The sequence below is a fragment of the Streptomyces sp. NBC_00210 genome (assembly GCF_045160975.1).
Lineage (GTDB): Bacteria > Actinomycetota > Actinomycetes > Streptomycetales > Streptomycetaceae > Streptomyces.
Genome location: NZ_CP108120.1, coordinates 6065915 through 6083785, shown reverse-complemented (window position 1 = coordinate 6083785; position 17871 = coordinate 6065915). Strand labels below are relative to the sequence as shown.

Here is a 17871-nt window from a genome sequence, read left to right as displayed (position 1 = left end):
CGACGTAGGCGATGTGCGATCAGCAGTAGCCCCCCACTCCCACGCCGTCGCAGTCGTCGGGGCAGGCCCCCGCGGCACCTCTGTCCTCGAAAGACTCTGCGCCTCGGTCCCTGAGCTGATCCCCGGCACGTCGCTGACGGTCCACCTCGTCGACCCGGCGCCGCCGGGCCCGGGCCGGGTCTGGCGGACCGACCAGCCGGCCGAGCTGCTGATGAACACGGTGGCCTCACAGGTCACTTTGTTCACGGACGGCAGCGTTGTCTGCGAAGGTCCGATACGTCCGGGGCCGAGCCTGTACGAGTGGGCGGCAGCGCACACCGACGAGCGGCTCGGCCCCGACGACTATCCGACGCGGGCCTGCTACGGGCGCTATCTGGAGTGGGTTTTCCGGCAGACGGTGGACGCCGCGCCGGACACGGTGACGGTGCGGGTCCACCAGGCGCGGGCGATACGGCTGGAGGACGAACTGGACACGCCCCCGCAGGCCGGACCGGTGGCCGGCCCCCTCAGCGGCGCGGCGGCACTCACCGGCGCCCTCAGGTCCACCGCGGCACGGACCGGGGCCCTGACCGGCTCGGTGCCGCGGGCCCGCGTGGCGCTCGACGACTCCCTCGGCAGGGCGCCCGTCTCCCCGACGCAGAGCCTCACCCTCGACGACGGCACCACGATCGCCGGACTCTGCGCGGTGATCCTCGCGCAGGGCCATCTGCCCGCGGTCTCGCGCCAGACGCAGGCGCATCTCGCCGAGTACGCGGCCCGCCACCCCCCGCTGCGTTTCTTCCGGCCCGCGAACCCGGCCGACCTCGACCTCTCGGCCGTAGCCCCCGGCGAATCGGTCCTGCTCCGCGGCCTCGGCCTCAACTTCTTCGACCATATGGCGCTGTTGACGACCGGCCGCGGCGGAACGTTCGTACCCGACGGCAACGGCGCCCTCGTCTACCGCCCCTCCGGCCGCGAACCGCGGCTCCACGCGGGCTCGCGGCGCGGCATCCCGTACCAGGCGCGCGGCGACAACGCGAAGGGCGCCTCGGGCCGGCACGAGCCCCTCGTACTCACCCCGGACGCGATCGCCGTCTTCCGCAAACGCGCGGACGACGGCGATCCGCCGGACTTCCTCACGGAGATCTGGCCCCTGGTGGCCAAGGAAGTGGAGACGGTCCACTACAAGGCACTGCTGTCACATCCGGCCGGCTTCCAAGACCGCTATCTCGCGGCGCCCCACGGCAGCCCCCAAGAGGCCGCCGTACTGGACGAGTTCGGCGTCGCGCAGGCGGATCGCTGGTCCTGGGACCGGATTTCGCGCCCGTACGGCGGCGAGAGCTTCGGCTCGCCCGCCGAGCACCGCGCCTGGCTTCTCGCCCATCTGCGCCAGGACGCCGCGCAGGCCGCGCTCGGCAATGTCGCGGGTCCCCTGAAGGCCGCGCTCGACGTGCTGCGCGATCTCCGCAACGAACTGCGTCTGATCGTGGACCATGCCGGGCTCTCCGGCACCTCCCGGCGCGACCATCTGGACCGCTGGTACACCCCGCTGAACGCCTTCCTCTCCATCGGCCCGCCGCGCCGCCGGATAGAGGAGATGACGGCGCTGATCGAGGCGGGCGTCCTGGAGGTGGTCGGCCCGCGCACGAGCGTCGGGATGGCGGACGGGGTGTTCACCGCCGAGTCGCCCGACGTGCCCGGCTCCTTCGTCACGGCGACGACGCTGATCGAGGCGCGGCTGCCGGAGCCGGACCTCAGGCGGACCTGTGACGAACTGCTCGGTCGGCTGCTGAAGACGGGCCAGTGCCGACCGCACACGATCGACGGTTACGAAACCGGAGGACTGGACGTAACGCAGCGCCCTTACCGTCTGATCAACCGTCAAGGGCGCCCACACCCACGGCGCTTCGCGATCGGCGTGCCCACCGAAGGCGTCCACTGGGTGACCGCGGCCGGGGCCAGGCCCGGTGTCGACTCGGTGACGCTCGCAGACGCGGACGCGGTGGCGCGCGCCGCGCTGCGCACGGTGGGCACGCTCGGACCGGAATCCACGGCGAATACCGGGGCAAAGGCCGACCGTTGGTCAAATGTTGAACTTGCAAGCATCGATTAGGTCTGCCTAACCTAGGGCCCCCCTCGTCGGTTCACGTCCCCAGACCGAAGGAGTCCCCCATGGCCAATCCCTCGCTGTCCACCCGTCTGAACAAGGCCCAGCCCTATGCGCTCGGCCTGTTCCGCATCGTCGTCGGCCTGCTCTTCACCTGCCACGGCGCCGCCTCGCTCTTCGGCGTACTCGGCGGCACGGGAGGCAGCGGCGGCACCATCCCGGCCGGCGCCTGGCCCGGCTGGTACGCGGCGGTGATCGAGCTGGTCGCCGGCGCACTCGTACTGGTCGGCCTCGGCACGCGCAGTGCAGCCTTCATCGCCTCGGGCTCGATGGCGTACGCATACTTCACCGTTCACCAGCCGGAGGGCCTCTTCCCCCTGCAGAACAGCGGCGAGGGATCCGCGCTGTACTGCTGGGCCTTCCTGCTGCTGGTCTTCACCGGCCCGGGCGCACTGGCGCTGGACCGGGTGTTCGGCCCTCGTAGTGAGAACTGGACCGCGCAGGACGAGCGCAAGGAGCAGACCGCGGCGGTAACCGCCTAGCCCTGTCCTGGTTCATTCAGCTGCCGCCGGAGCTTTCGGAGCGCCCGGGCCCTCGTTCACAAAAGAGGACCTGGGCGCTCCGCTTTTTCGCCTGCCACCCACTTCGCCGCCCCCCACTCCGTTTTTCACTTCGCCCACTCCCAAATCCCGTCCCTATTCCCGCCCGTATTCCCAAATCCCGCCAGACGTGAGGCTTACTACATCAACGCCCCCTGGCGATCTCGAGGTATACGCCAGGCGTACGCTGTACAGCTGTAGTGCCGCCCCTGCCGCTCCCCTGCGACGTCGCGGCGTTATTCACGAAACCGGGGAGTTAAGGGTGCTAGAGAGTGTGGGGTCGCTGACCGGCAGCCCATGGATTTACGCCGTCGTGGCGCTTTCCGTACTTCTCGATGTATTTCTGCCCGTACTGCCGAGCGGCGTGCTGGTGATCACGGCGGCGACCGCGGCCGCGGCCGGCTCGACCACTGCCACCGCCGCGCCCGTCGAGACCGCGGCCGGTGGCGTCCCGCACCAAGTGCCCTCGCTGCTCGTCCTGGTGCTGTGCGCGGCCACCGCCTCCGTACTCGGCGACCTCGTCGCGTACCGGCTGGCCTGGCGCGGCGGCGACCGCCTGGACCGGGCGATCGCCCGCTCGCGCAGACTGACCCGCGCGCAGGAACGTCTCGGCACGGCCCTAAGCCGGGGCGGCGGCGCACTTGTCGTGATCGCACGCTTCGCCCCGGCCGGCCGCTCGGTCGTCTCCCTGGGCGCGGGCGCGGCCCACCACAAGGTGAGGGATTTCCTGCCCTGGTCCGCCCTGGCGGGCGTGGCCTGGGCCGGCTACAGCGTGGGCCTCGGCTACTTCGGCGGCCAGTGGCTGGGCGCGACCTGGATCGGCGCGGCGGTCTCGGTGCTTGCGCTGTTCGCGGCGGGCGCGCTGGCGGCATACGTCATGCGGCGCCCGACACAGTCACCGGCTCCCGAACCGGCTGCTTAGCGCCCCCACCGGACCCGCGCACCTCAAGCCCTTCGAGCAGCTTGCGGGTCGCCTCGGCAATCTCGTCGACGGCCTGCTCGAAGACCTCGCGATTGTGCGCGGCGGGGGCACGGAAGCCGGACACCTTGCGCACGTACTGCAGGGCGGCGGCACGGATGTCGTCCTCGGTGGCCTCTTCGGGGAGGGCGGGCGGGCGGAGAGTCTTGATACTGCGGCACATGTCTTCAGTGTGCCTCGCAGGTCTGACAAACGTCCGCCGGAGCGGGCGGCCTTACGGGCAGGGGCCGCAGCCGTCACCGCGGGTGCGGCTCTCGTCACCAGCCCCCATCAAGGCCGGATGAGGACCCGGTCAAGGCACGATGAGGCCCCTCGATGAGGGCTCGATCAGGCCCGAGGCTCGATCAAGCCCCGAGGCTCGATCAGGCCGCAGTCGCCGCCCTCACCACTGACGCCGCCAGCCGGTCGTTCTCCGGCGCGGCGCCGCCGGGGAACGCGAACCGGCGGCGCACATAGCCGTACGCAACACCGCTGCGCGGATCGGCAAAGCTGTCCGCGCCCGCAGCACCGCTGTGGCCGAACGCGTCCGCACCCAGGAACGGGTACCCCACACCCTTTGCCTGGAAGCCGAGGCCGAAGTTGTCCACGTCCCCGGTGACCACGTCCGTGCCCACGGTGTAGAGCGGGGCGAACTCGGCGATCGTCTCCGGCTTGAGCAGCGGGGCCCTGCCGTCGACCTCACCGATCGCCGCCGCGTACATCCCCGCCACCCCGCGCGCGTTTGCGACGCCGCCCGCCGAGGCCTGGCCCTGCGCCCGAACGGCACGCGTGTTGGCGAAGTCCACCAGGTCCATGGGCGGCTCGGCGTTCGCGTTGAAAGCGATCCCCATCAGACTCTTCGGGTCGATCGGATTGGCCTGCAGCTCCGCGAGCTGATCCGGCGTGGGCCGCATCGGCAGTACGTCGAGGTAGCGCGCCTCGAGTGCTTCGGGCAGCCCGAGATGGAAGTCAAGACCGTACGGAGCCCTGATCCGCTCCTCGAACAGCTCCTGTATGGAACGCCCGGTGGCCCGGCGCACCACCTCGCCGGTGAGGGCGCCGATCACAAAGGCGTGGTAGCCGTACGCCGTGCCCGGCTCCCAGAACGGCCGCTGTCCCGCCAGCCGTCCGGCGAGCAGGCGGTCGTCGGCCATCTCCTCCATGCTGAACCCGCCGTCGACCCCGATCACTCCGGCGCGGTGGCCGAGCAACTCCCGCAGCGTGAGCGCGCCCTTCCCCTCGGCGGCGAACTCCGGCCAGTAATGGGTGACTTCGCCGTTCAGATCGAGCACACCGTCCTGCACGAGCAGGGCGACAACAAGGTGCGCCGCGCCCTTGGTGACGGAGTAGACACCGGTCAGCGAGTCGCCCGCCATGCCGTCCCCGGCCCACAGGTCGACGACCTGCCGCCCGTTCACGTACGCCGCAAGCTGTGCACCTGACTCGGTGACCCCTTCGTCGAGCAGTGCGGCGAACTCCTCCCGTACGCTCTCGAAGCCCTCTGCGACAGTGCCCTGCACACCGACTTCGGCTGCCATGCGTCCTCCCCAACGATCATCAAGCGGTCACCGGACGCCAACCAGCAAAAGGGCGCAGATAATTCCCCGGGACGCATCGTCTCCCGGCGGGGCCGTATGCAGGGCCCGATCGACACCGCGCTCGCCGAACTGGGTCTGACGCGGCGGGTGGTGGGGAGCGTGGGCACCTGGTGGGTCTGGTGACGACGCGGGCGCGGCCGCTGACGGACACAACACCAGGCACATTCCGGTCAGTTGACATCTGTCCGGCAGCTTGGCGACTTCTGGACATCTATGGAGGAAGCGCTGTCCGGCCCTCCGGCCCGCTTGGAGACTCGGTGACATGCCCGCCGCAAGAGGCGGCCGGGTATCAGCGCAGAATTCAGCAGGGGGAAACCCGAATGGCACTACGCAAGCTGATCGCTTCGTTACTCACGGCCCTGGCGCTCGTCGCCGCGGCGGTCATCGGACTCACCGGCCCGGCCACCGCCGCGTCCGGCACCGGCAGCGGCACCGGCCAGGGCTTCACGGCCCAGGCGAAGCAGGCCGGACTGACCACCGCCGAGGCGCGGCAGCTCCAGCAGACGGTCGACGGCTACCTCACCACGGTGGGCGGCAAGCAGGTCGCACCCAACAGGATCGAACTGGCGGGCCAGGGCGAGATCGTGGTCGCCATGCCCGGCGAGCGCTACGCCCGCGCCCTCTCGAGCCCGGCGGGCACCAGGGCGGCGTGTCCGTACGAGAACTTCTGCATGTGGACCGGCACCGGCTTCACCGGCACGCAGTTCAACCTGTGGAAGTGCGGGACGTACGACCTTTCGAACTGGAACGGTCCCGGCTCCTGGAGCAACAACCAGACCCCGGGCACCAGGGCGAGGTTCCTGGACCGCGGCTACAACACGATCTACACGACGCCCGGCGCGTATGCGAACAGTGCGTACTACGACTGGACTCCGGTCTGGCACGTAGTCCCCTGCTGAGAACCTTGGGGCCTACGTGTCCCTGGGAAAACGGGACGGGGCCCGGCCCCGGCGACCCAGAGTCGCCGGGCCCGGGCCCTCACGCTTGCCCCGCCTCAGTTGTCCTGCAGGAACTTCTTCGCGAGGGAGTCGCCGAGGCTCACCGCGGCACTGTGGCTCTCGATCGGCGAGACCTTGGAGTTCTTGAACAGGATGTACGTGACACCGGACTCGGCACCGCCGGTCTCCGGGTCCGGGTCGATACCCAGCGCCTGGGCGGTGGCGTACGACGCCTCGCCGATGATCTTGTTGGGCCCGGTGTCCCCGACGACGGCGTACTCGACCTTGTTGTTGTAGATGACGGCGACGACGCCGCCACCCTTGATCCCGGCGCTCGAGTAGTTCCAGATGCTGCTGGTGCTCGGTACGACGACGTACGGCAGCTTCTCGGCGTTCAGCGGCTTGCCGTTGGACTGGTGGAACGCGGTGTCGTCCTGGAACCAGGGGTCGGTGTTGGCGTTGCACTTGCTGGTGACCTGGCCGTCGCAGTCGACGTCCATGTCGGCCTTCCAGAACACCGCGCCGTTCTTTCCGCAGACCGGGACGGTCGCCGAAGTCTCGCTGTCCGTCCTGTACTTGCCGTTGGATATCTGCGAACAGCTCTTGACCTTGGCCAGCAGATCGGCCGCACTGACCGACCCTTCCTGCGTCCCGCGCGCGCCCGAACCGGCCGCACGATGTGCGGTGTTGGCGGTGGCGGGCAGTGCGGCGACGGCGAGCAGGGCGGCGCCCGAGGCGGCGGCGAGCGCGAGAGTACGAGTACGCATGTGGGGGCGGCCTCTCTGTTAGGAAAGTTTCCTTACTTGTCCGCCGACAAATGTGATCCCTTTACATGACCGCGTCAACCCCTTCCCGCCGCCGGATTCCAGCGCTTGACATACACCCACTCCGGGCGCATGCTCAACCTATCGGTTAAACAACTGGGTGGTTGATTACGAGATGGCAGACGATCCGCTCAGCAACACCTTCAGCGCTCTCGCCGACCCGACCCGCCGGGCCATCCTGGCGCGGCTCGCCGACGGGGCGGCAACGGTCAACGAGCTGGCAGAGCCGTTCTCCATCAGCCTTCAGGCCATCTCCAAGCACCTGAAGGTGCTCGAACGCGCCGGCCTGATCACCAGAGGGCGCGACGCCCAGTACCGCCCCTGCCAACTGCATGCCGACCCGCTCAAGCAGGCCACCGAGTGGCTGGAGGGCTACCGCCGGTTCTGGGAGGAGAGCTTCGGCCGGCTCGACGACTATCTGATCGAACTTCAGGAAAGGCAGCGGAACAATGACCTCGAAAGCTAGCGAGCACCCGACGACGCTGACCACTCCGTCGGACCTCGAGATCGTCATCACCCGCGACTTCGACGCACCGCGCAGCCTCGTGTGGGAGGCCTGGACCAAGCCCGAACACGTCCGCAGGTGGTACGGCCTGCGCTCGATGACCACGACCGTCATCGAGATCGACCTCCGCCCGGGCGGCGCCTGGCGCTGGGGACAGGCCGAGCCCAACGGGCAGGAAGTGGTGTTCTCCGGTGTCTACAAGGAGATCGTGCCGCCCCAGCGGCTTGTCTACACCGAGGGCTTCGAGCAGATGCCGGGCTCCGGCGAGACCGTAGTGACACTGACCTTCGAGGAGAAGGACGGCCGGACGACCCTGACCAGCACCTCGGTCTGGCCGTCGATGGAGGTCCGTGACATGGCGATGGCTTCCGGCATGGAGTGGGGCGTGATCGAGACGTACGCGCGGCTCGACGAGCTGCTCGACGAGCTGTTGGGAACGAAGGGCTGAGGCGAGGGGAACTGGGGACTTCGCGGCCCATCTGCGCATCCCCCGCGCCGTACTCACCGACCGGCTCACCACACTGACCGAGGCAGGGGTGCTTCGGCGCGTATCGGGCGGCGGGCGGCGGGAGGTCTACGAGCTGACCTCAAAGGGCGTCTCGCTGTGGCCGGTTGTGGGCGCGATCACCGCGTGGGGCGACGAGCACTACGCGCCGGGCGGCCCGCGCCGGATCTTCCGCCACGCCGCGGACAACGCGCCGGTCTCATCCGACGGCCGCTGCACCAACTGCGCTGCCACCGTCGGCGCCGAGGACACCCTCGTCACTCCGGGCCCTGGACTCACCGCGCCCACCGATGACGATGACCTGGTGACCGCCGCCCTGACCCGCCCGCACCGTCTGCTGCAGCCGCTGCGCGACTGACATATCGCCCGCCGGCCCCACTACGAGCCCCACTACGAAAGGTGCACGCTCATGAGGATTCTGGTCGTCGGCGCCGGAGCCACGGGAGGCTACTTCGGCGCCCGCCTCGCCCAGGCGGGCCGGGACGTCACCTTCCTGGTCCGTCCTCGCCGGGCCGCGACGCTGCGTGAGCGGGGGCTCCGCATCACCGGCCTGGGCGAGGAGGAGGTGATAGCACCCCAGCTGGTCACGGCCCCCGAGCTCTCGGCCCCGTACGACCTGGTCCTGCTGTCGGTGAAGGCCACCGCCCTCAAGCAGGCCATCGACGACGTCGCCCCGGCGATCGGCCCGCAGACCGCGATCGTGCCCCTCCTCAACGGCCTGGCCCATCTCGCGGAACTCAACACGCGCTTCGGCACCCAACCGGTCCTGGGCGGCGTAGCCAAAATCATCACCACCCTGAACGACGAGGGCGACATCGTCCGCCTGGCCCCACTCGCCAACCTCACCATCGGCGAACAGGACGGCGGCCCTTCACCACGCGTGGAGGCCATCCACACCCTGCTGGACGACGCGGGCATCGACGCGAACGCCTCGACGGACATCATCGCGGCGATGTGGCACAAGTGGGTCTTCATCACGACGATCGCCGCGGTGACCTGCCTGATGCGCGGCACCATCGGCGACATCAACGCCACCGCCGGCGGCTCCTCCCTCGGCCCCGCCGTCCTGGCGGAGGCCGCCACGGTCTCCGCTGCCGCCGGGTTCCCCGTCCCCGACGCCCAACTCACGGCCACGAGCGCATTGGTGACCCAGGCGGGCTCCCCACTGACTGCCTCCCTGTACCGCGACGTGGTGGCCGGCCGGCCGACGGAGGTCGAGCACGTCTTCGGCGACCTGGTGACGCGGGCTCGCGCGCTCTCTGTCGATACGCCGCTGCTCGACCTGACGACGCTCCACTTGCGGGTCCACCAACACCGCACCGCGAAGCGGGCACTTGAGGAGCTGCAGGTTCGTTGAAACGAACGGTCATGCGGCGCCGTCAATGAATGGGAACAAGGGCGCCGCCGAGCGGAGGAGAACAAGATCTTAGGTTCCTCGGAGTCCAACCCGACACGTCGCGCACTTCTCACGGCCGGTGCCGCAGCCGGTTCGGCCGCGGCGCTCATGCTCGCCACCGGGCCTGCCCACGCGGCCACCCGTCACCGGGACACCACCGCACGACTGCGTGAACTCGAACGACAGCACGCGGCTCGCGTCGGAGTGTTCGCACGCAACCTGGCGACAAAGACGACGGTGCTCCATCGGGCGCAAGAGCGCTTCCCCATCTGCTCCGTCTTCAAGCCGCTCGCCGCGGCAGCCGTACTGAGAGACCTCGACCGCCATGGTGAGACGCTTGCCAAACGCATCCGCTACACCAAGGCGGACCTGGTCGAAAACTCACCGATCACGGGCACGGCCGACCACCTCGCCCATGGCATGACCATCGCCGAACTGTGCGGGGCCGCCATCTGCTACAGCGACAACACCGCAGGCAATCTGCTGCTCCGCGAACTCGGCGGACCCACCGCGATCACCCGCTTCTGCCGGTCCATCCAGGACACGACGACACGGCTCGACCGCTGGGAGCCGAAGCTCAACACCGCCGAGCCATGGCGCGTCGAGGACACGACAAGCCCGAGGGCCATCGCACGCAGCTATGCGCGACTCACTCTCGGAGACTCGCTGGATCCCCGGGACCGCAGACGGCTGACCGGATGGCTGCTGAACAACACGACCAGCGGGGACCGATTCCGTGCGGGGCTGCCCAAGGACTGGACCGTCGCGGACAAGACCGGCGGCGGGTCGTACGGCACCTGCAACGACGTGGGCATCGCCCGGACACCGGACGGGACACCGATCGTGCTGGCGGTGCTGACGACCAAGCACGAGGCGGACGCGGCTCCGGACAACCGGCTCATTGAGCGAACAGCCGCACTTTTGGCACAAGCGGTGACGTAGAGCCTGGGAAAACACGGGACTCAGGCTGCCGACTCGGAATGGCGGCTTCCGTATCAGGCATTCATGGATGCGCGCCGGATCGCGTCGAGCGCGCGCGTCACGTCATCCTCGGTCGTCGACCAGTTGCTCACCGAGATCCGCATGACGCGACGGCCGTGCCAGGTGGAGCCGCTGAACCACGCCGTGCCGTCGTCGAGCAGCCGGGTCAGTACCCGTTCCGTGCGTTCGTCGTTGCCGAACTCGGCGCAGACCTGAGTGAATACCACCTCGTTGAGGACTGTCGCGCCGTCGATCCCGGCGATGCCGGTGGCGAACGCGGAGGCGTGTCGGCACAGCCGCTCGACGAGGTCGGCCACACCTGACCGGCCGAGGGTCCTGAGCGCCGCCCACACGGTGAAGGCTCTGCCGCGCCGGGAGAGCTCCGGGACCTTGTCGATGGGGTCACCGTGTTCGTCCTGGATGAGGTAGTCGCCCTGCAGGCCCATCGCGGCCCGGACCGCGAACGGGTCGCGCACGATGGCGAGGCCGCAGTCGTAGGGGACGTTCAGCGTCTTGTGCGCATCCGTCGCCCAGGAGTCGGCGAATGCGCAGCCCTCCGTCAGGTGTGCGTACACCGGGGAGGCGGCCGCCCACAGTCCGAAGGCGCCGTCGATGTGCACCCATGCGTCGGCCTCGCGGGCGGCACGAATCGTTTCGACGAAGGGATCGAAGGCGCCGGAGTGGATGTCTCCGGCCTGAAGGATCACGATCGTGGGGCTCTGCCCGCCGGCCGCCAGGCTGTGCCGCACGGCTTCGGGCTCGATGCGTCCCTGATCGTCCGCCTTCACGAGTTGGGGTTTGCCGAGCCCCAGGTAGCGCAGCGCCAGGTCAATGGCCATGTGGCGGTCCTCGCCGACGATGACGCGTACGGCCGGCGCACCTGCGAGTCCGTCGTGGGCGACGTTCCAGCCGGCGCGCCGCAGCACCGCGTCGCGCCCGGCGGCGAGGCAGGTGAAGTTCGCCATCGTGGCACCTGTGGTGAAGCCGACGGCGCTGTCGCTCGGCAGCCCGAGCAGATCGAGCAGCCACGCGCCGGCGATGTCTTCCGCCGCCGTGTACGCGGGCGAGACGGCGCGCATCACGCAGTTCTGGTCCCAGGCACTGACCAGCCAGTCTGCGGCCAGCGCGGCCGGTTCGGTGCCACCGACCACGAACCCGTAGAAGCGGCCGCTGGGAAACGCGGTGAGCCCCGGCTCACAGGCCGTGGCCATCAGGTCGACGACATCGGCGGGGGTGCTCGGGCCGTCGGGCAGTTCGACACCGAGCGCGCGCACGATCTCGTCGACCGAAGCGCGGGCGGGAACCTTGCGATCGGACAGGCTCGCCAGCCAGCGGACAGCATGGCCGTATGCCTGTCGGAGCGCCGCCTCGCGCGCGTCCATACCTCGGACTATGAGACAGTCGCCGCCGCCACGCAAGCCACGACCGGCACGGTCACGCCCACGCCTTGATCACCGTGCAGCGGAAAGAATGAATCACCCCCGGGCGGGCCCCGGAGCCAGCAGGATGCACCTACGGACTCAGGGAAGGGTGAGGCGGCAGATGCGCGTCCTGACGTGGAATGTGTGGTGGCGGTTCGGCCCGTGGGAGCAGCGGCAGAAAGCGATCCTGACCGTGCTGCGCGACCTGCAACCCGATGTCATCGGGTTGCAGGAGGTGTGGGCCCGCGGCGGGGAGAACTTCGCGCAGTGGCTCGCGGAAGAGCTCGGCATGCAGTGGACCTGGGCCGCCTCGCACGCCCCCGAGCGCTGGCAGAGACGACTCGGGGACTCGACGGTCGATTTCGGCAACGCCGTGCTGAGCCGCTGGCCCATCGTGGACCGCGCCGTGACGCGGCTGCCCGCCGCCGAGGGAAATGACGACGGCCGTCTGGCTCTGCATGCGCGACTGGCCGCGCCCACACACGAGGTGCCCTTCTTCACCACCCATTTGACTTCGGAGATCCACGCTTCGGCCGTGCGCTGCGAACAGGTCGCGGCGCTCGGCGAATTCATAGCGGCTCACCGCGGCGGCACTCTCTTTCCGCCGGTGGTCACCGGCGATTTCAACGCCTGGCCCGATTCAGACGAGATCCGCCTGCTCGGTGGCTACAAGACGGCCCCCGCGGTCCCCGGCCAAGTCCTCGTCGACGCTTGGGAGTACGCCGCCCCGTCGGCACCGTCGGCCACATGGGACGCGGCAAACCCCTACGTAGCGGCGGCCGGTGCCCTGAGCGTCCGCATCGACTACATCCACGTCGGCCCACCCGGCCCCGGCGGCCTCGGCCGCGTCCGCTCCATCCACCGCGCGGGCGACGGCCCGGTCGACGGCATATGGCCGTCCGATCATGCGGCGGTGATCGTGGACTTGGCGGATGCCGATCCTGGAAACCACTGGGCAGAACCCCGCCACTCTCAATGACTCAGGCTGGGTCCTCGCGCCTTTCCCCGCCGACCACGACATCCCTGTAGAGAATTCGGGAGTCCCCCGCCGCCCGCAGCAGGGCGTACGCCACCTGCTTGGCGCCCTCTGGGGACAGGTGGATCTCATCCGTCCAGAGCACCGACAGCCTGATCGTGCCGTCCAGCAGATTCCGTGCGACGTCGATCTCGACGCCGTTGCCGCTCACATCGCTGACGTCGAGGTCGGGGTCGCTGCTGTATGCCGTGCAGGCTGACACCGCCGCTACCCCCGACTGACCGCTACTGCCCGGCCGTTCCGGCACGGCATGGCACGCCGCGGGTGCCTACCAGTCGCGCCACTTGTCGGTGATCTCGTACCGGCCCAGCCCATGGCGCGCGGTGAGCGCAGAAACGTCCACGCCGCACTCTGTGAGCGCCTGGTCGATGTAGTCGCCGAGTTCTTCGCGTTCGCCGGTCTCGTAGGCGGCCCCGTCGTGCTGATCATTGATGACGTTCAGGGCGAGCACCACCCGTTCAACTGCTTCGAAGACCTCATCGTCGGAGGGGCTGCGGAGCGTCCGCAGTTGGCTCTCGAACGCGCCCAGGGCTGCGTCGGTCGCGTCGAGGAGCGGCACAGGGTAGAGGTCTGCCATGAACGCGTCCTCAGCGTTCAACGTGCCGGCGGCCACCTTGCCGGCCTCATCAGCCACTCCGTCGCGCCAGTGCTTCGAGGGTCTCTCAGTCATGAGCCGGACGGTACAGACGGACACCGACAACTTCTCCCGTGAGGGCAGAGAGCTTCCCGTCATGCTGGGACAGGCGCTTAGAAGGCGCCTGGCTGTTGATACAGTCCGCGGCACCTGACCTGGTTGTCCTGGCTCCTGCGCCTTGGGCTTTGAGGCTTCTTCGACACGCATTCGACAGGCGTGATTGTCAGGCAGGCCGAGGCACGATGCTCACGGCGCGGTAGTCGTACCCGTCCTGTTTGAAGCCGGGGGCATCCCACTTGAGGTCTACCTGCTGCCCGGGCGACAGCGCGCGGAAACCAGCCATTTGGATGTGGGAATAGTGGCCCCAGCACCCGCCGGGAGTCTCGGGAGAGTCGAGCACGCCCCACCCTTCCTCCTCGCGCCACTCGCGGACGGTCGCAGTCACCATGGTGGAACCTTATGGGGCCTGGAGGCTCCGACGGGACGCTGAGGAGCTGAGCAGTGACCTCTGCTTCGCCTCCGCTGGTCAGTAGGTGTGGAGCGGCAGCAGGCCGGCGGCCGCGGGTCTGCACGCCCAGTTGGCCGAGGTTGACCCGGCAATCTGACACGGACCTGGCACGGAGGCCAAGTGCCTCTGCGGGTCAGTAACTTGATCAGCATGACGAGTCAGATCATCACCCTAGTCGGCGTACTCGTGGGTGCACTCACGTCCTTCTTCGCCACGAGCATGGCGGAGCGGGCCAGGTTCCATCGGACACTGGCTACGCGATGGGATGAGCGCAAGCTCGATGCATACATTGAGTACATATCTTGCGTGAAGGAGGAGGTTCGGGCCTCCCGGCAGGCCATCGAAGCCGGCGAGCGGGGAGAAGACAACTCTCAGGCTCTCTCAGAGATGGCGGCTGCGGAAGCCAGGCGCTCTGTCCTCTTTGAAGGCCTCGTTCTGTTGAGTAACGAGGCGGCCGCTGATGCTGCCAGATCGGTCAATCAGCGAACCTGGGATCTCTTGGAGTGGACGCTTGACCCGGGCGCCGAGGCTTCCGCCCGGCGGAGCGAGTTGAGCATTCTGGTCATTGAAGCCCTGAACACCCTCCACCGGGCAGCTCGCTCGGACCTCGCGATGGGGGACCCAAGGCGCGCCACCGGACGGAGGCGGGCGACACCTGCCTTGTAAGTTCGATCTGAGCTCGCTCCGGCTGCGGCCGTCGACTGGTGCGGCGGCCGGACAGAGACGCTGACGTACGCCTCTGTCTGGCGTCGTTGATGTCAGCTGTGGATGTCAGACCTCAGTTTCCTGACGTCTGTCTGCGTTTCTGAAATTCCTCGTACTTGGCTGTGAAGACGTAGATGTAGTTCAGTAGAGCCTCGGCAAGAGACAACGCATCCGCTGCGTCTTCCCGGCTCACCGATTCCTCGCTGAAGTGCGCGCCTTGGTTGCCTAGCACTCGCAACGCCTGTGCCCAGTCGAAGAGGCGGCCCTCGATCTTCCCGTTATCGCGGAGGGCCTGGAGTGCCTGGAAGAGGGCTTTCTTCTGCGTGCCCTGCTCGATGCACATGCCTTCCAGCGTACGGCGGACCATGACGGCAGCTGCCGTGTACAGGTTGGCATCGAAGCATGCACGCGCTTCCACCATCTCGCGCGCTATCGATGCTGGGATGCCCGGAGCAAGTGCGGTGACCTGGGGCCACAATCGTTGAGGCCCGTTCGAGTCGTCAGAATCTACGGGCTCGTGCCAGAGCTGGGGTTGTCCGCACGCCAGGCAACGCCAGAGCTTGAAGTCAGCTGGGCGGCCAGCTATCTCGGGTGTCCAGTCGCGGCGTATGACCCATTCGTCAAAGAGGGACTTTTCCTCGCATTGTGGACACTCAAGTAACCGCATTTCTTCGCTCATGCGTACCCCCGGATTCGGTGTGGCCGACCGCCGAGCCTAGCGTGCACGAGGTCGGTGGAGCGGCTTTGGGCGGGAGCTGCCATGGGGCGAGAGATCGGGGCCCGTAAGCTTTCCGCGACTCGGGCAGTCTCCTGACCTGCCCGCTAAAGCCCGATGTGGGCCCCGATCTTCGAGGCTCGCCCCATGGTGGCTGCGTAAAGCCGTGGAGTCGACCGCCCCAGCCCCGTGCCGGCCGTTTTCGCCTCGGCCAAGTCGTCTCGCTCTAGCCGCGCGACCGGCGGAGCCGGGGACGGAGCGGGGCGGAGACAGGAGCGTCGGTCCCCGGCGGTTGAGCCGGGGAGCGCGCGGCGAGCGGAGCGAGCCGCCTTGAACCCGTAGAGAAGATTTCTACTCACCAGCCCTGCGTCGGCCGTCGGGCCGTGATCGTCACCTGTTGGGGGTCAGTCCTGACGGCTACGCTGGTGCGGGCCAGCTGATGACTCAGGGAGTGGGCTCAAGGGATGGGACCGAAGTCGGCGCGGGTCTACCGCACGATTCGCGAGTGGGTTGCGTCGGGGAAGTTGAAGCCCGGAGAGAAGCTGCCCTCTGAGCGCACCTTGGAGAAAGAGCTAGAGATCGGCCGTACCCAGCTGCGCACTGTACTGGCGAAGCTCGTTGCCGAGAAGGTGATCGAGTCGTACGCCCGCAGTTCCTACCGGGTGCCGTCCCGTGCCGTGAGTGTCGAGCGGCCGGACGATCTGGAGTCGTGGCAGATCCACGGTGAGCGCACGGTCTACGACAACCCTTGGGTGAAGCTGGCCCTTGTCGACGTTGAGCCACCGGGCGTTGAGCGTTTCGAGCATCACGTGGTGCGGCTGCACCATGTCTCGATCGCGGCCGTGCTCGATGACCAAGACCGCGTGCTCATGCTCTGGCGCTATCGCTTCGTGCCCGACAAGTGGGGCTGGGAGCTCCCTGGCGGCATCGTGGACGAGGGCGAGGATCCCCACGCGACCGCGCTCCGCGAGGTTGAGGAAGAGACCGGATGGCGGCCGAAGTCTCTGGATCACGTGGTCACCTATCAACCCATGGTCGGCATGGTCGACTCGCCGCATGAGATCTACGTCGGCAAGGGCGCCCAGCATGTCGGCGACCCCACGGACGTTGAGGAAGCAGGGCACGTTGCCTGGGTGCCGCTCTCGGACATCCCGGGCCTGCTGACCAGAGATGAGCTGATGGGTTCAGGCACCCTCGTTGCGCTCCTGCACGTGCTGGCCTCGCGCGGTGAGGGCGCTCCTACAGCTTCTGCGTGAGCTGTTCGATACGTCGCCGATGACGGACAGAACCTGTCCGGTTGGCCAACAAGCGTGCCTGCTGTAGATGCTCTTGCGCCTGGGCGTGCTCCTCGCGTGCAAGGTGGGCTTGGGCAAGGTCGCACCGCAGACCTGACGTAGCGCGGATGAACGTCGGGTCGGCTCCATCGAGCGCGGTGTAGAGGCTGCCGAGTGCATCATCGTCGCCGAGCATCGCGAGTGCGTTCCCACGCCATCGGGCCAGATGACCGCCGTTGAGGAAGATGCTCAGCATGTCCGCGTCCCGGGCCTCGATGCCTGCGGGCAGGACGGCGTCAGCCTTGTCGAGGGCACGACGGCAGTCATCCGCAAGCCCGGCCTTGGCGCAGAGCTCCGCCTCGGCCGCGTACAGCCACGCCTGCAACCGCGGCGACATCTGGCTACCGCCCAAACGCTGAGCCTCGCGTACGAGATCGACCGCCATCTCCGGTCGCCCGGCATCGTTGAGCACATACGCCTGCTCGGCCGTGGCGTGCGCGAGATACATCGGCTCGCCTGCCTCCTGCGCAGCCCGCTTGCCCAACTCGTAGTGCCGCCATGCCCTTTCGACGCCTCCGGCATCAAGGGCTTGCCAGGCTGCGAGGGTGGCGGCTCCGGCGAGAGCAAGAGCAACAGGACGGCGTGTCTCAGGGAGTACGGCGAAGGTGAGCGCGTCCTCGAGTGTCGCCAGGTGTCCCGTCATCTGGTCGACGAGTGCTGCCGCGCCCATCTGGCGGTCGACCGTGCGCAGCAGCTCGGTCTGATCCATGAAGGTCTTCACCATCGTCAGACTGACGCTGCGGGCGGAGTCGATGCGGCTGATCAATTCGTCGTAGCCGCCGACTGCTGGGGGCGGGGCAGCAGGACTGTGCCGGCCGAATAGCTCCTCGTCGGTGACACCCAAGACCGGCCGCAGGATCTGGGCGTAGCGCTCGCTGATCGAACGCTTGCCGTTCTCCCACTCCGAGACGTAGACGCGCAGGCTGGCGGTCGAACCGACGTCAAGCACATGCCGTCTCGCGTACTTCTCGATCTCGTGGATAAGGCGCGCTTGCGACCACTCGCGCGCGGTCCTCACCTCTCGCAGCCGGTTGAGCACCTGTACCGCCCCCGCTGGTTCCGACAGCTCCTCAAAGAAGCATGCCTCACATCGCAGCAGGTCGGCAGGGGTTAACAGGTCGGGTTAAC

Annotated in this window: 21 protein-coding genes and 1 pseudogene; 13 read left to right on the top strand and 9 right to left on the bottom strand. The window is 68.3% G+C overall.

Annotated features, from left to right (window positions below; genetic code table 11):
* The first annotated feature begins 13 nt into the window (after positions 1-13).
* From OG729_RS27545 to OG729_RS27535, 3 genes are all read left to right on the top strand, one after another.
* Entirely contained in the window at positions 14-2092 is a 2079-nt protein-coding gene (locus tag OG729_RS27545; RefSeq protein ID WP_405808511.1) for an FAD/NAD(P)-binding protein, read from the top strand.
* A gap of 74 nt (positions 2093-2166) precedes the next feature.
* Positions 2167-2628, top strand: a complete 462-nt coding sequence (locus OG729_RS27540; RefSeq protein WP_405811312.1) for a DoxX family protein — start codon at positions 2167-2169, stop codon at positions 2626-2628.
* 319 nt (positions 2629-2947) lie between these two features.
* A complete protein-coding gene (locus OG729_RS27535) occupies positions 2948-3607 on the top strand; it encodes a DedA family protein (protein WP_405808509.1) in 660 nt (219 codons plus the stop codon).
* Here the strand turns inward: OG729_RS27535 and OG729_RS27530 are convergent.
* Positions 3561-3827, bottom strand: coding sequence for a DUF2277 domain-containing protein (locus tag OG729_RS27530; RefSeq protein WP_405808507.1), 267 nt, complete (start codon positions 3825-3827; stop codon positions 3561-3563). The two genes, OG729_RS27535 and OG729_RS27530, sit on opposite strands and share 47 nt — an antisense overlap.
* 199 nt (positions 3828-4026) lie before the next feature.
* Positions 4027-5181 (bottom strand): serine hydrolase domain-containing protein, encoded by a 1155-nt coding sequence (locus OG729_RS27525; RefSeq protein ID WP_405808505.1) that lies wholly within the window; start codon positions 5179-5181, stop codon positions 4027-4029.
* 78 nt (positions 5182-5259) lie between these two features.
* Here OG729_RS27525 and OG729_RS27520 point away from each other — a divergent pair.
* Both OG729_RS27520 and OG729_RS27515 read left to right on the top strand, forming a co-directional pair.
* Positions 5260-5352: pseudogene (locus OG729_RS27520) on the top strand (LysR family transcriptional regulator); the annotation flags it as partial.
* A 209-nt stretch (positions 5353-5561) separates the two neighbouring features.
* On the top strand, positions 5562-6140 hold the full coding sequence (locus tag OG729_RS27515; RefSeq protein WP_360874651.1) for a hypothetical protein: 579 nt from the start codon (positions 5562-5564) through the stop codon (positions 6138-6140).
* Between the two features lie 95 nt (positions 6141-6235).
* Here the strand turns inward: OG729_RS27515 and OG729_RS27510 are convergent, their stop codons facing one another.
* On the bottom strand, positions 6236-6946 hold the full coding sequence (locus OG729_RS27510; RefSeq protein WP_405808503.1) for a glycoside hydrolase family 75 protein: 711 nt from the start codon (positions 6944-6946) through the stop codon (positions 6236-6238).
* 172 nt (positions 6947-7118) lie between these two features.
* Between OG729_RS27510 and OG729_RS27505 the strand changes: the two genes are divergently transcribed.
* The 5 genes from OG729_RS27505 (at position 7119) to bla (ending at position 10351) form a co-directional block, all read left to right on the top strand.
* Positions 7119-7469: an ArsR/SmtB family transcription factor gene (locus tag OG729_RS27505; protein ID WP_405808501.1), complete on the top strand. Its 351-nt coding sequence runs from the start codon at positions 7119-7121 to the stop codon at positions 7467-7469.
* Entirely contained in the window at positions 7453-7956 is a 504-nt protein-coding gene (locus OG729_RS27500) for an SRPBCC family protein (protein WP_405808499.1), read from the top strand. The genes OG729_RS27505 and OG729_RS27500 overlap by 17 nt, the downstream gene beginning before the upstream one ends.
* 31 nt (positions 7957-7987) lie before the next feature.
* Positions 7988-8371, top strand: a complete 384-nt coding sequence (locus OG729_RS27495) for a winged helix-turn-helix transcriptional regulator (RefSeq protein WP_405811310.1) — start codon at positions 7988-7990, stop codon at positions 8369-8371.
* Positions 8372-8422: 51 nt separating this feature from the next.
* Entirely contained in the window at positions 8423-9370 is a 948-nt protein-coding gene (locus OG729_RS27490) for a ketopantoate reductase family protein (RefSeq protein ID WP_405808498.1), read from the top strand.
* 147 nt (positions 9371-9517) lie between these two features.
* Positions 9518-10351 (top strand): class A beta-lactamase, encoded by an 834-nt coding sequence (gene bla / locus OG729_RS27485; protein ID WP_405808496.1) that lies wholly within the window; start codon positions 9518-9520, stop codon positions 10349-10351.
* A gap of 53 nt (positions 10352-10404) precedes the next feature.
* On the opposite strand, the gene OG729_RS27480 is transcribed toward bla, so the two are convergent.
* Positions 10405-11772 (bottom strand): pyridoxal phosphate-dependent decarboxylase family protein, encoded by a 1368-nt coding sequence (locus tag OG729_RS27480; protein ID WP_405808495.1) that lies wholly within the window; start codon positions 11770-11772, stop codon positions 10405-10407.
* Between the two features lie 160 nt (positions 11773-11932).
* Here OG729_RS27480 and OG729_RS27475 point away from each other — a divergent pair, with 160 nt between their 5' ends.
* Positions 11933-12790 (top strand): endonuclease/exonuclease/phosphatase family protein, encoded by an 858-nt coding sequence (locus OG729_RS27475; RefSeq protein ID WP_360874631.1) that lies wholly within the window; start codon positions 11933-11935, stop codon positions 12788-12790.
* A gap of 1 nt (position 12791) precedes the next feature.
* Here OG729_RS27475 and OG729_RS27470 read toward each other — a convergent pair whose 3' ends face one another.
* From OG729_RS27470 to OG729_RS27460, 3 genes are all read right to left on the bottom strand, one after another.
* Complete coding sequence (locus OG729_RS27470; protein ID WP_405808493.1) at positions 12792-13049, bottom strand: hypothetical protein; 258 nt, start codon at positions 13047-13049, stop codon at positions 12792-12794.
* A gap of 66 nt (positions 13050-13115) precedes the next feature.
* Positions 13116-13517: a hypothetical protein gene (locus OG729_RS27465; RefSeq protein ID WP_405808492.1), complete on the bottom strand. Its 402-nt coding sequence runs from the start codon at positions 13515-13517 to the stop codon at positions 13116-13118.
* 187 nt (positions 13518-13704) lie between these two features.
* On the bottom strand, positions 13705-13929 hold the full coding sequence (locus OG729_RS27460) for a cold shock domain-containing protein (protein WP_360874624.1): 225 nt from the start codon (positions 13927-13929) through the stop codon (positions 13705-13707).
* A 210-nt stretch (positions 13930-14139) separates the two neighbouring features.
* On the opposite strand from OG729_RS27460, the gene OG729_RS27455 reads away from it, so the two are divergent.
* Positions 14140-14655: a hypothetical protein gene (locus OG729_RS27455; protein WP_405808490.1), complete on the top strand. Its 516-nt coding sequence runs from the start codon at positions 14140-14142 to the stop codon at positions 14653-14655.
* Between the two features lie 112 nt (positions 14656-14767).
* Here the strand turns inward: OG729_RS27455 and OG729_RS27450 are convergent, their stop codons facing one another.
* The gene (locus OG729_RS27450; RefSeq protein ID WP_405808489.1) at positions 14768-15115 is read right to left on the bottom strand and encodes a DUF4145 domain-containing protein; all 348 of its coding nucleotides are present in this window, start codon (positions 15113-15115) and stop codon (positions 14768-14770) included.
* Positions 15116-15873: 758 nt separating this feature from the next.
* On the opposite strand from OG729_RS27450, the gene OG729_RS27445 reads away from it, so the two are divergent.
* Complete coding sequence (locus OG729_RS27445; RefSeq protein ID WP_405808488.1) at positions 15874-16665, top strand: NUDIX domain-containing protein; 792 nt, start codon at positions 15874-15876, stop codon at positions 16663-16665.
* Here the strand turns inward: OG729_RS27445 and OG729_RS27440 are convergent.
* Positions 16649-17782: an XRE family transcriptional regulator gene (locus OG729_RS27440; protein ID WP_405808486.1), complete on the bottom strand. Its 1134-nt coding sequence runs from the start codon at positions 17780-17782 to the stop codon at positions 16649-16651. The genes OG729_RS27445 and OG729_RS27440 overlap by 17 nt on opposite strands.
* Between the last annotated feature and the right edge of the window lie 89 nt (positions 17783-17871).

What these genes read in the sequence shown, in the direction of transcription:
- OG729_RS27455 (WP_405808490.1), top strand. Translation starts at nt 14,140, where the DNA reads ATGACGAGTCAGATCATCACCCTAGTCGGCGTACTCGTGGGTGCACTC.
- OG729_RS27505 (WP_405808501.1), top strand. Translation starts at nt 7,119, where the DNA reads ATGGCAGACGATCCGCTCAGCAACACCTTCAGCGCTCTCGCCGACCCG.
- OG729_RS27465 (WP_405808492.1), bottom strand. Translation starts at nt 13,517, where the DNA reads ATGACTGAGAGACCCTCGAAGCACTGGCGCGACGGAGTGGCTGATGAG.
- OG729_RS27490 (WP_405808498.1), top strand. Translation starts at nt 8,423, where the DNA reads ATGAGGATTCTGGTCGTCGGCGCCGGAGCCACGGGAGGCTACTTCGGC.
- OG729_RS27530 (WP_405808507.1), bottom strand. Translation starts at nt 3,827, where the DNA reads ATGTGCCGCAGTATCAAGACTCTCCGCCCGCCCGCCCTCCCCGAAGAG.
- OG729_RS27510 (WP_405808503.1), bottom strand. Translation starts at nt 6,946, where the DNA reads ATGCGTACTCGTACTCTCGCGCTCGCCGCCGCCTCGGGCGCCGCCCTG.
- OG729_RS27480 (WP_405808495.1), bottom strand. Translation starts at nt 11,772, where the DNA reads ATGGACGCGCGCGAGGCGGCGCTCCGACAGGCATACGGCCATGCTGTC.
- OG729_RS27445 (WP_405808488.1), top strand. Translation starts at nt 15,874, where the DNA reads ATGGGACCGAAGTCGGCGCGGGTCTACCGCACGATTCGCGAGTGGGTT.
- OG729_RS27450 (WP_405808489.1), bottom strand. Translation starts at nt 15,115, where the DNA reads ATGGTGGAAGCGCGTGCATGCTTCGATGCCAACCTGTACACGGCAGCT.
- OG729_RS27460 (WP_360874624.1), bottom strand. Translation starts at nt 13,929, where the DNA reads ATGGTGACTGCGACCGTCCGCGAGTGGCGCGAGGAGGAAGGGTGGGGC.
- OG729_RS27475 (WP_360874631.1), top strand. Translation starts at nt 11,933, where the DNA reads ATGCGCGTCCTGACGTGGAATGTGTGGTGGCGGTTCGGCCCGTGGGAG.
- OG729_RS27500 (WP_405808499.1), top strand. Translation starts at nt 7,453, where the DNA reads ATGACCTCGAAAGCTAGCGAGCACCCGACGACGCTGACCACTCCGTCG.
- OG729_RS27525 (WP_405808505.1), bottom strand. Translation starts at nt 5,181, where the DNA reads ATGGCAGCCGAAGTCGGTGTGCAGGGCACTGTCGCAGAGGGCTTCGAG.
- bla (WP_405808496.1), top strand. Translation starts at nt 9,518, where the DNA reads ATGCTCGCCACCGGGCCTGCCCACGCGGCCACCCGTCACCGGGACACC.
- OG729_RS27515 (WP_360874651.1), top strand. Translation starts at nt 5,562, where the DNA reads ATGGCACTACGCAAGCTGATCGCTTCGTTACTCACGGCCCTGGCGCTC.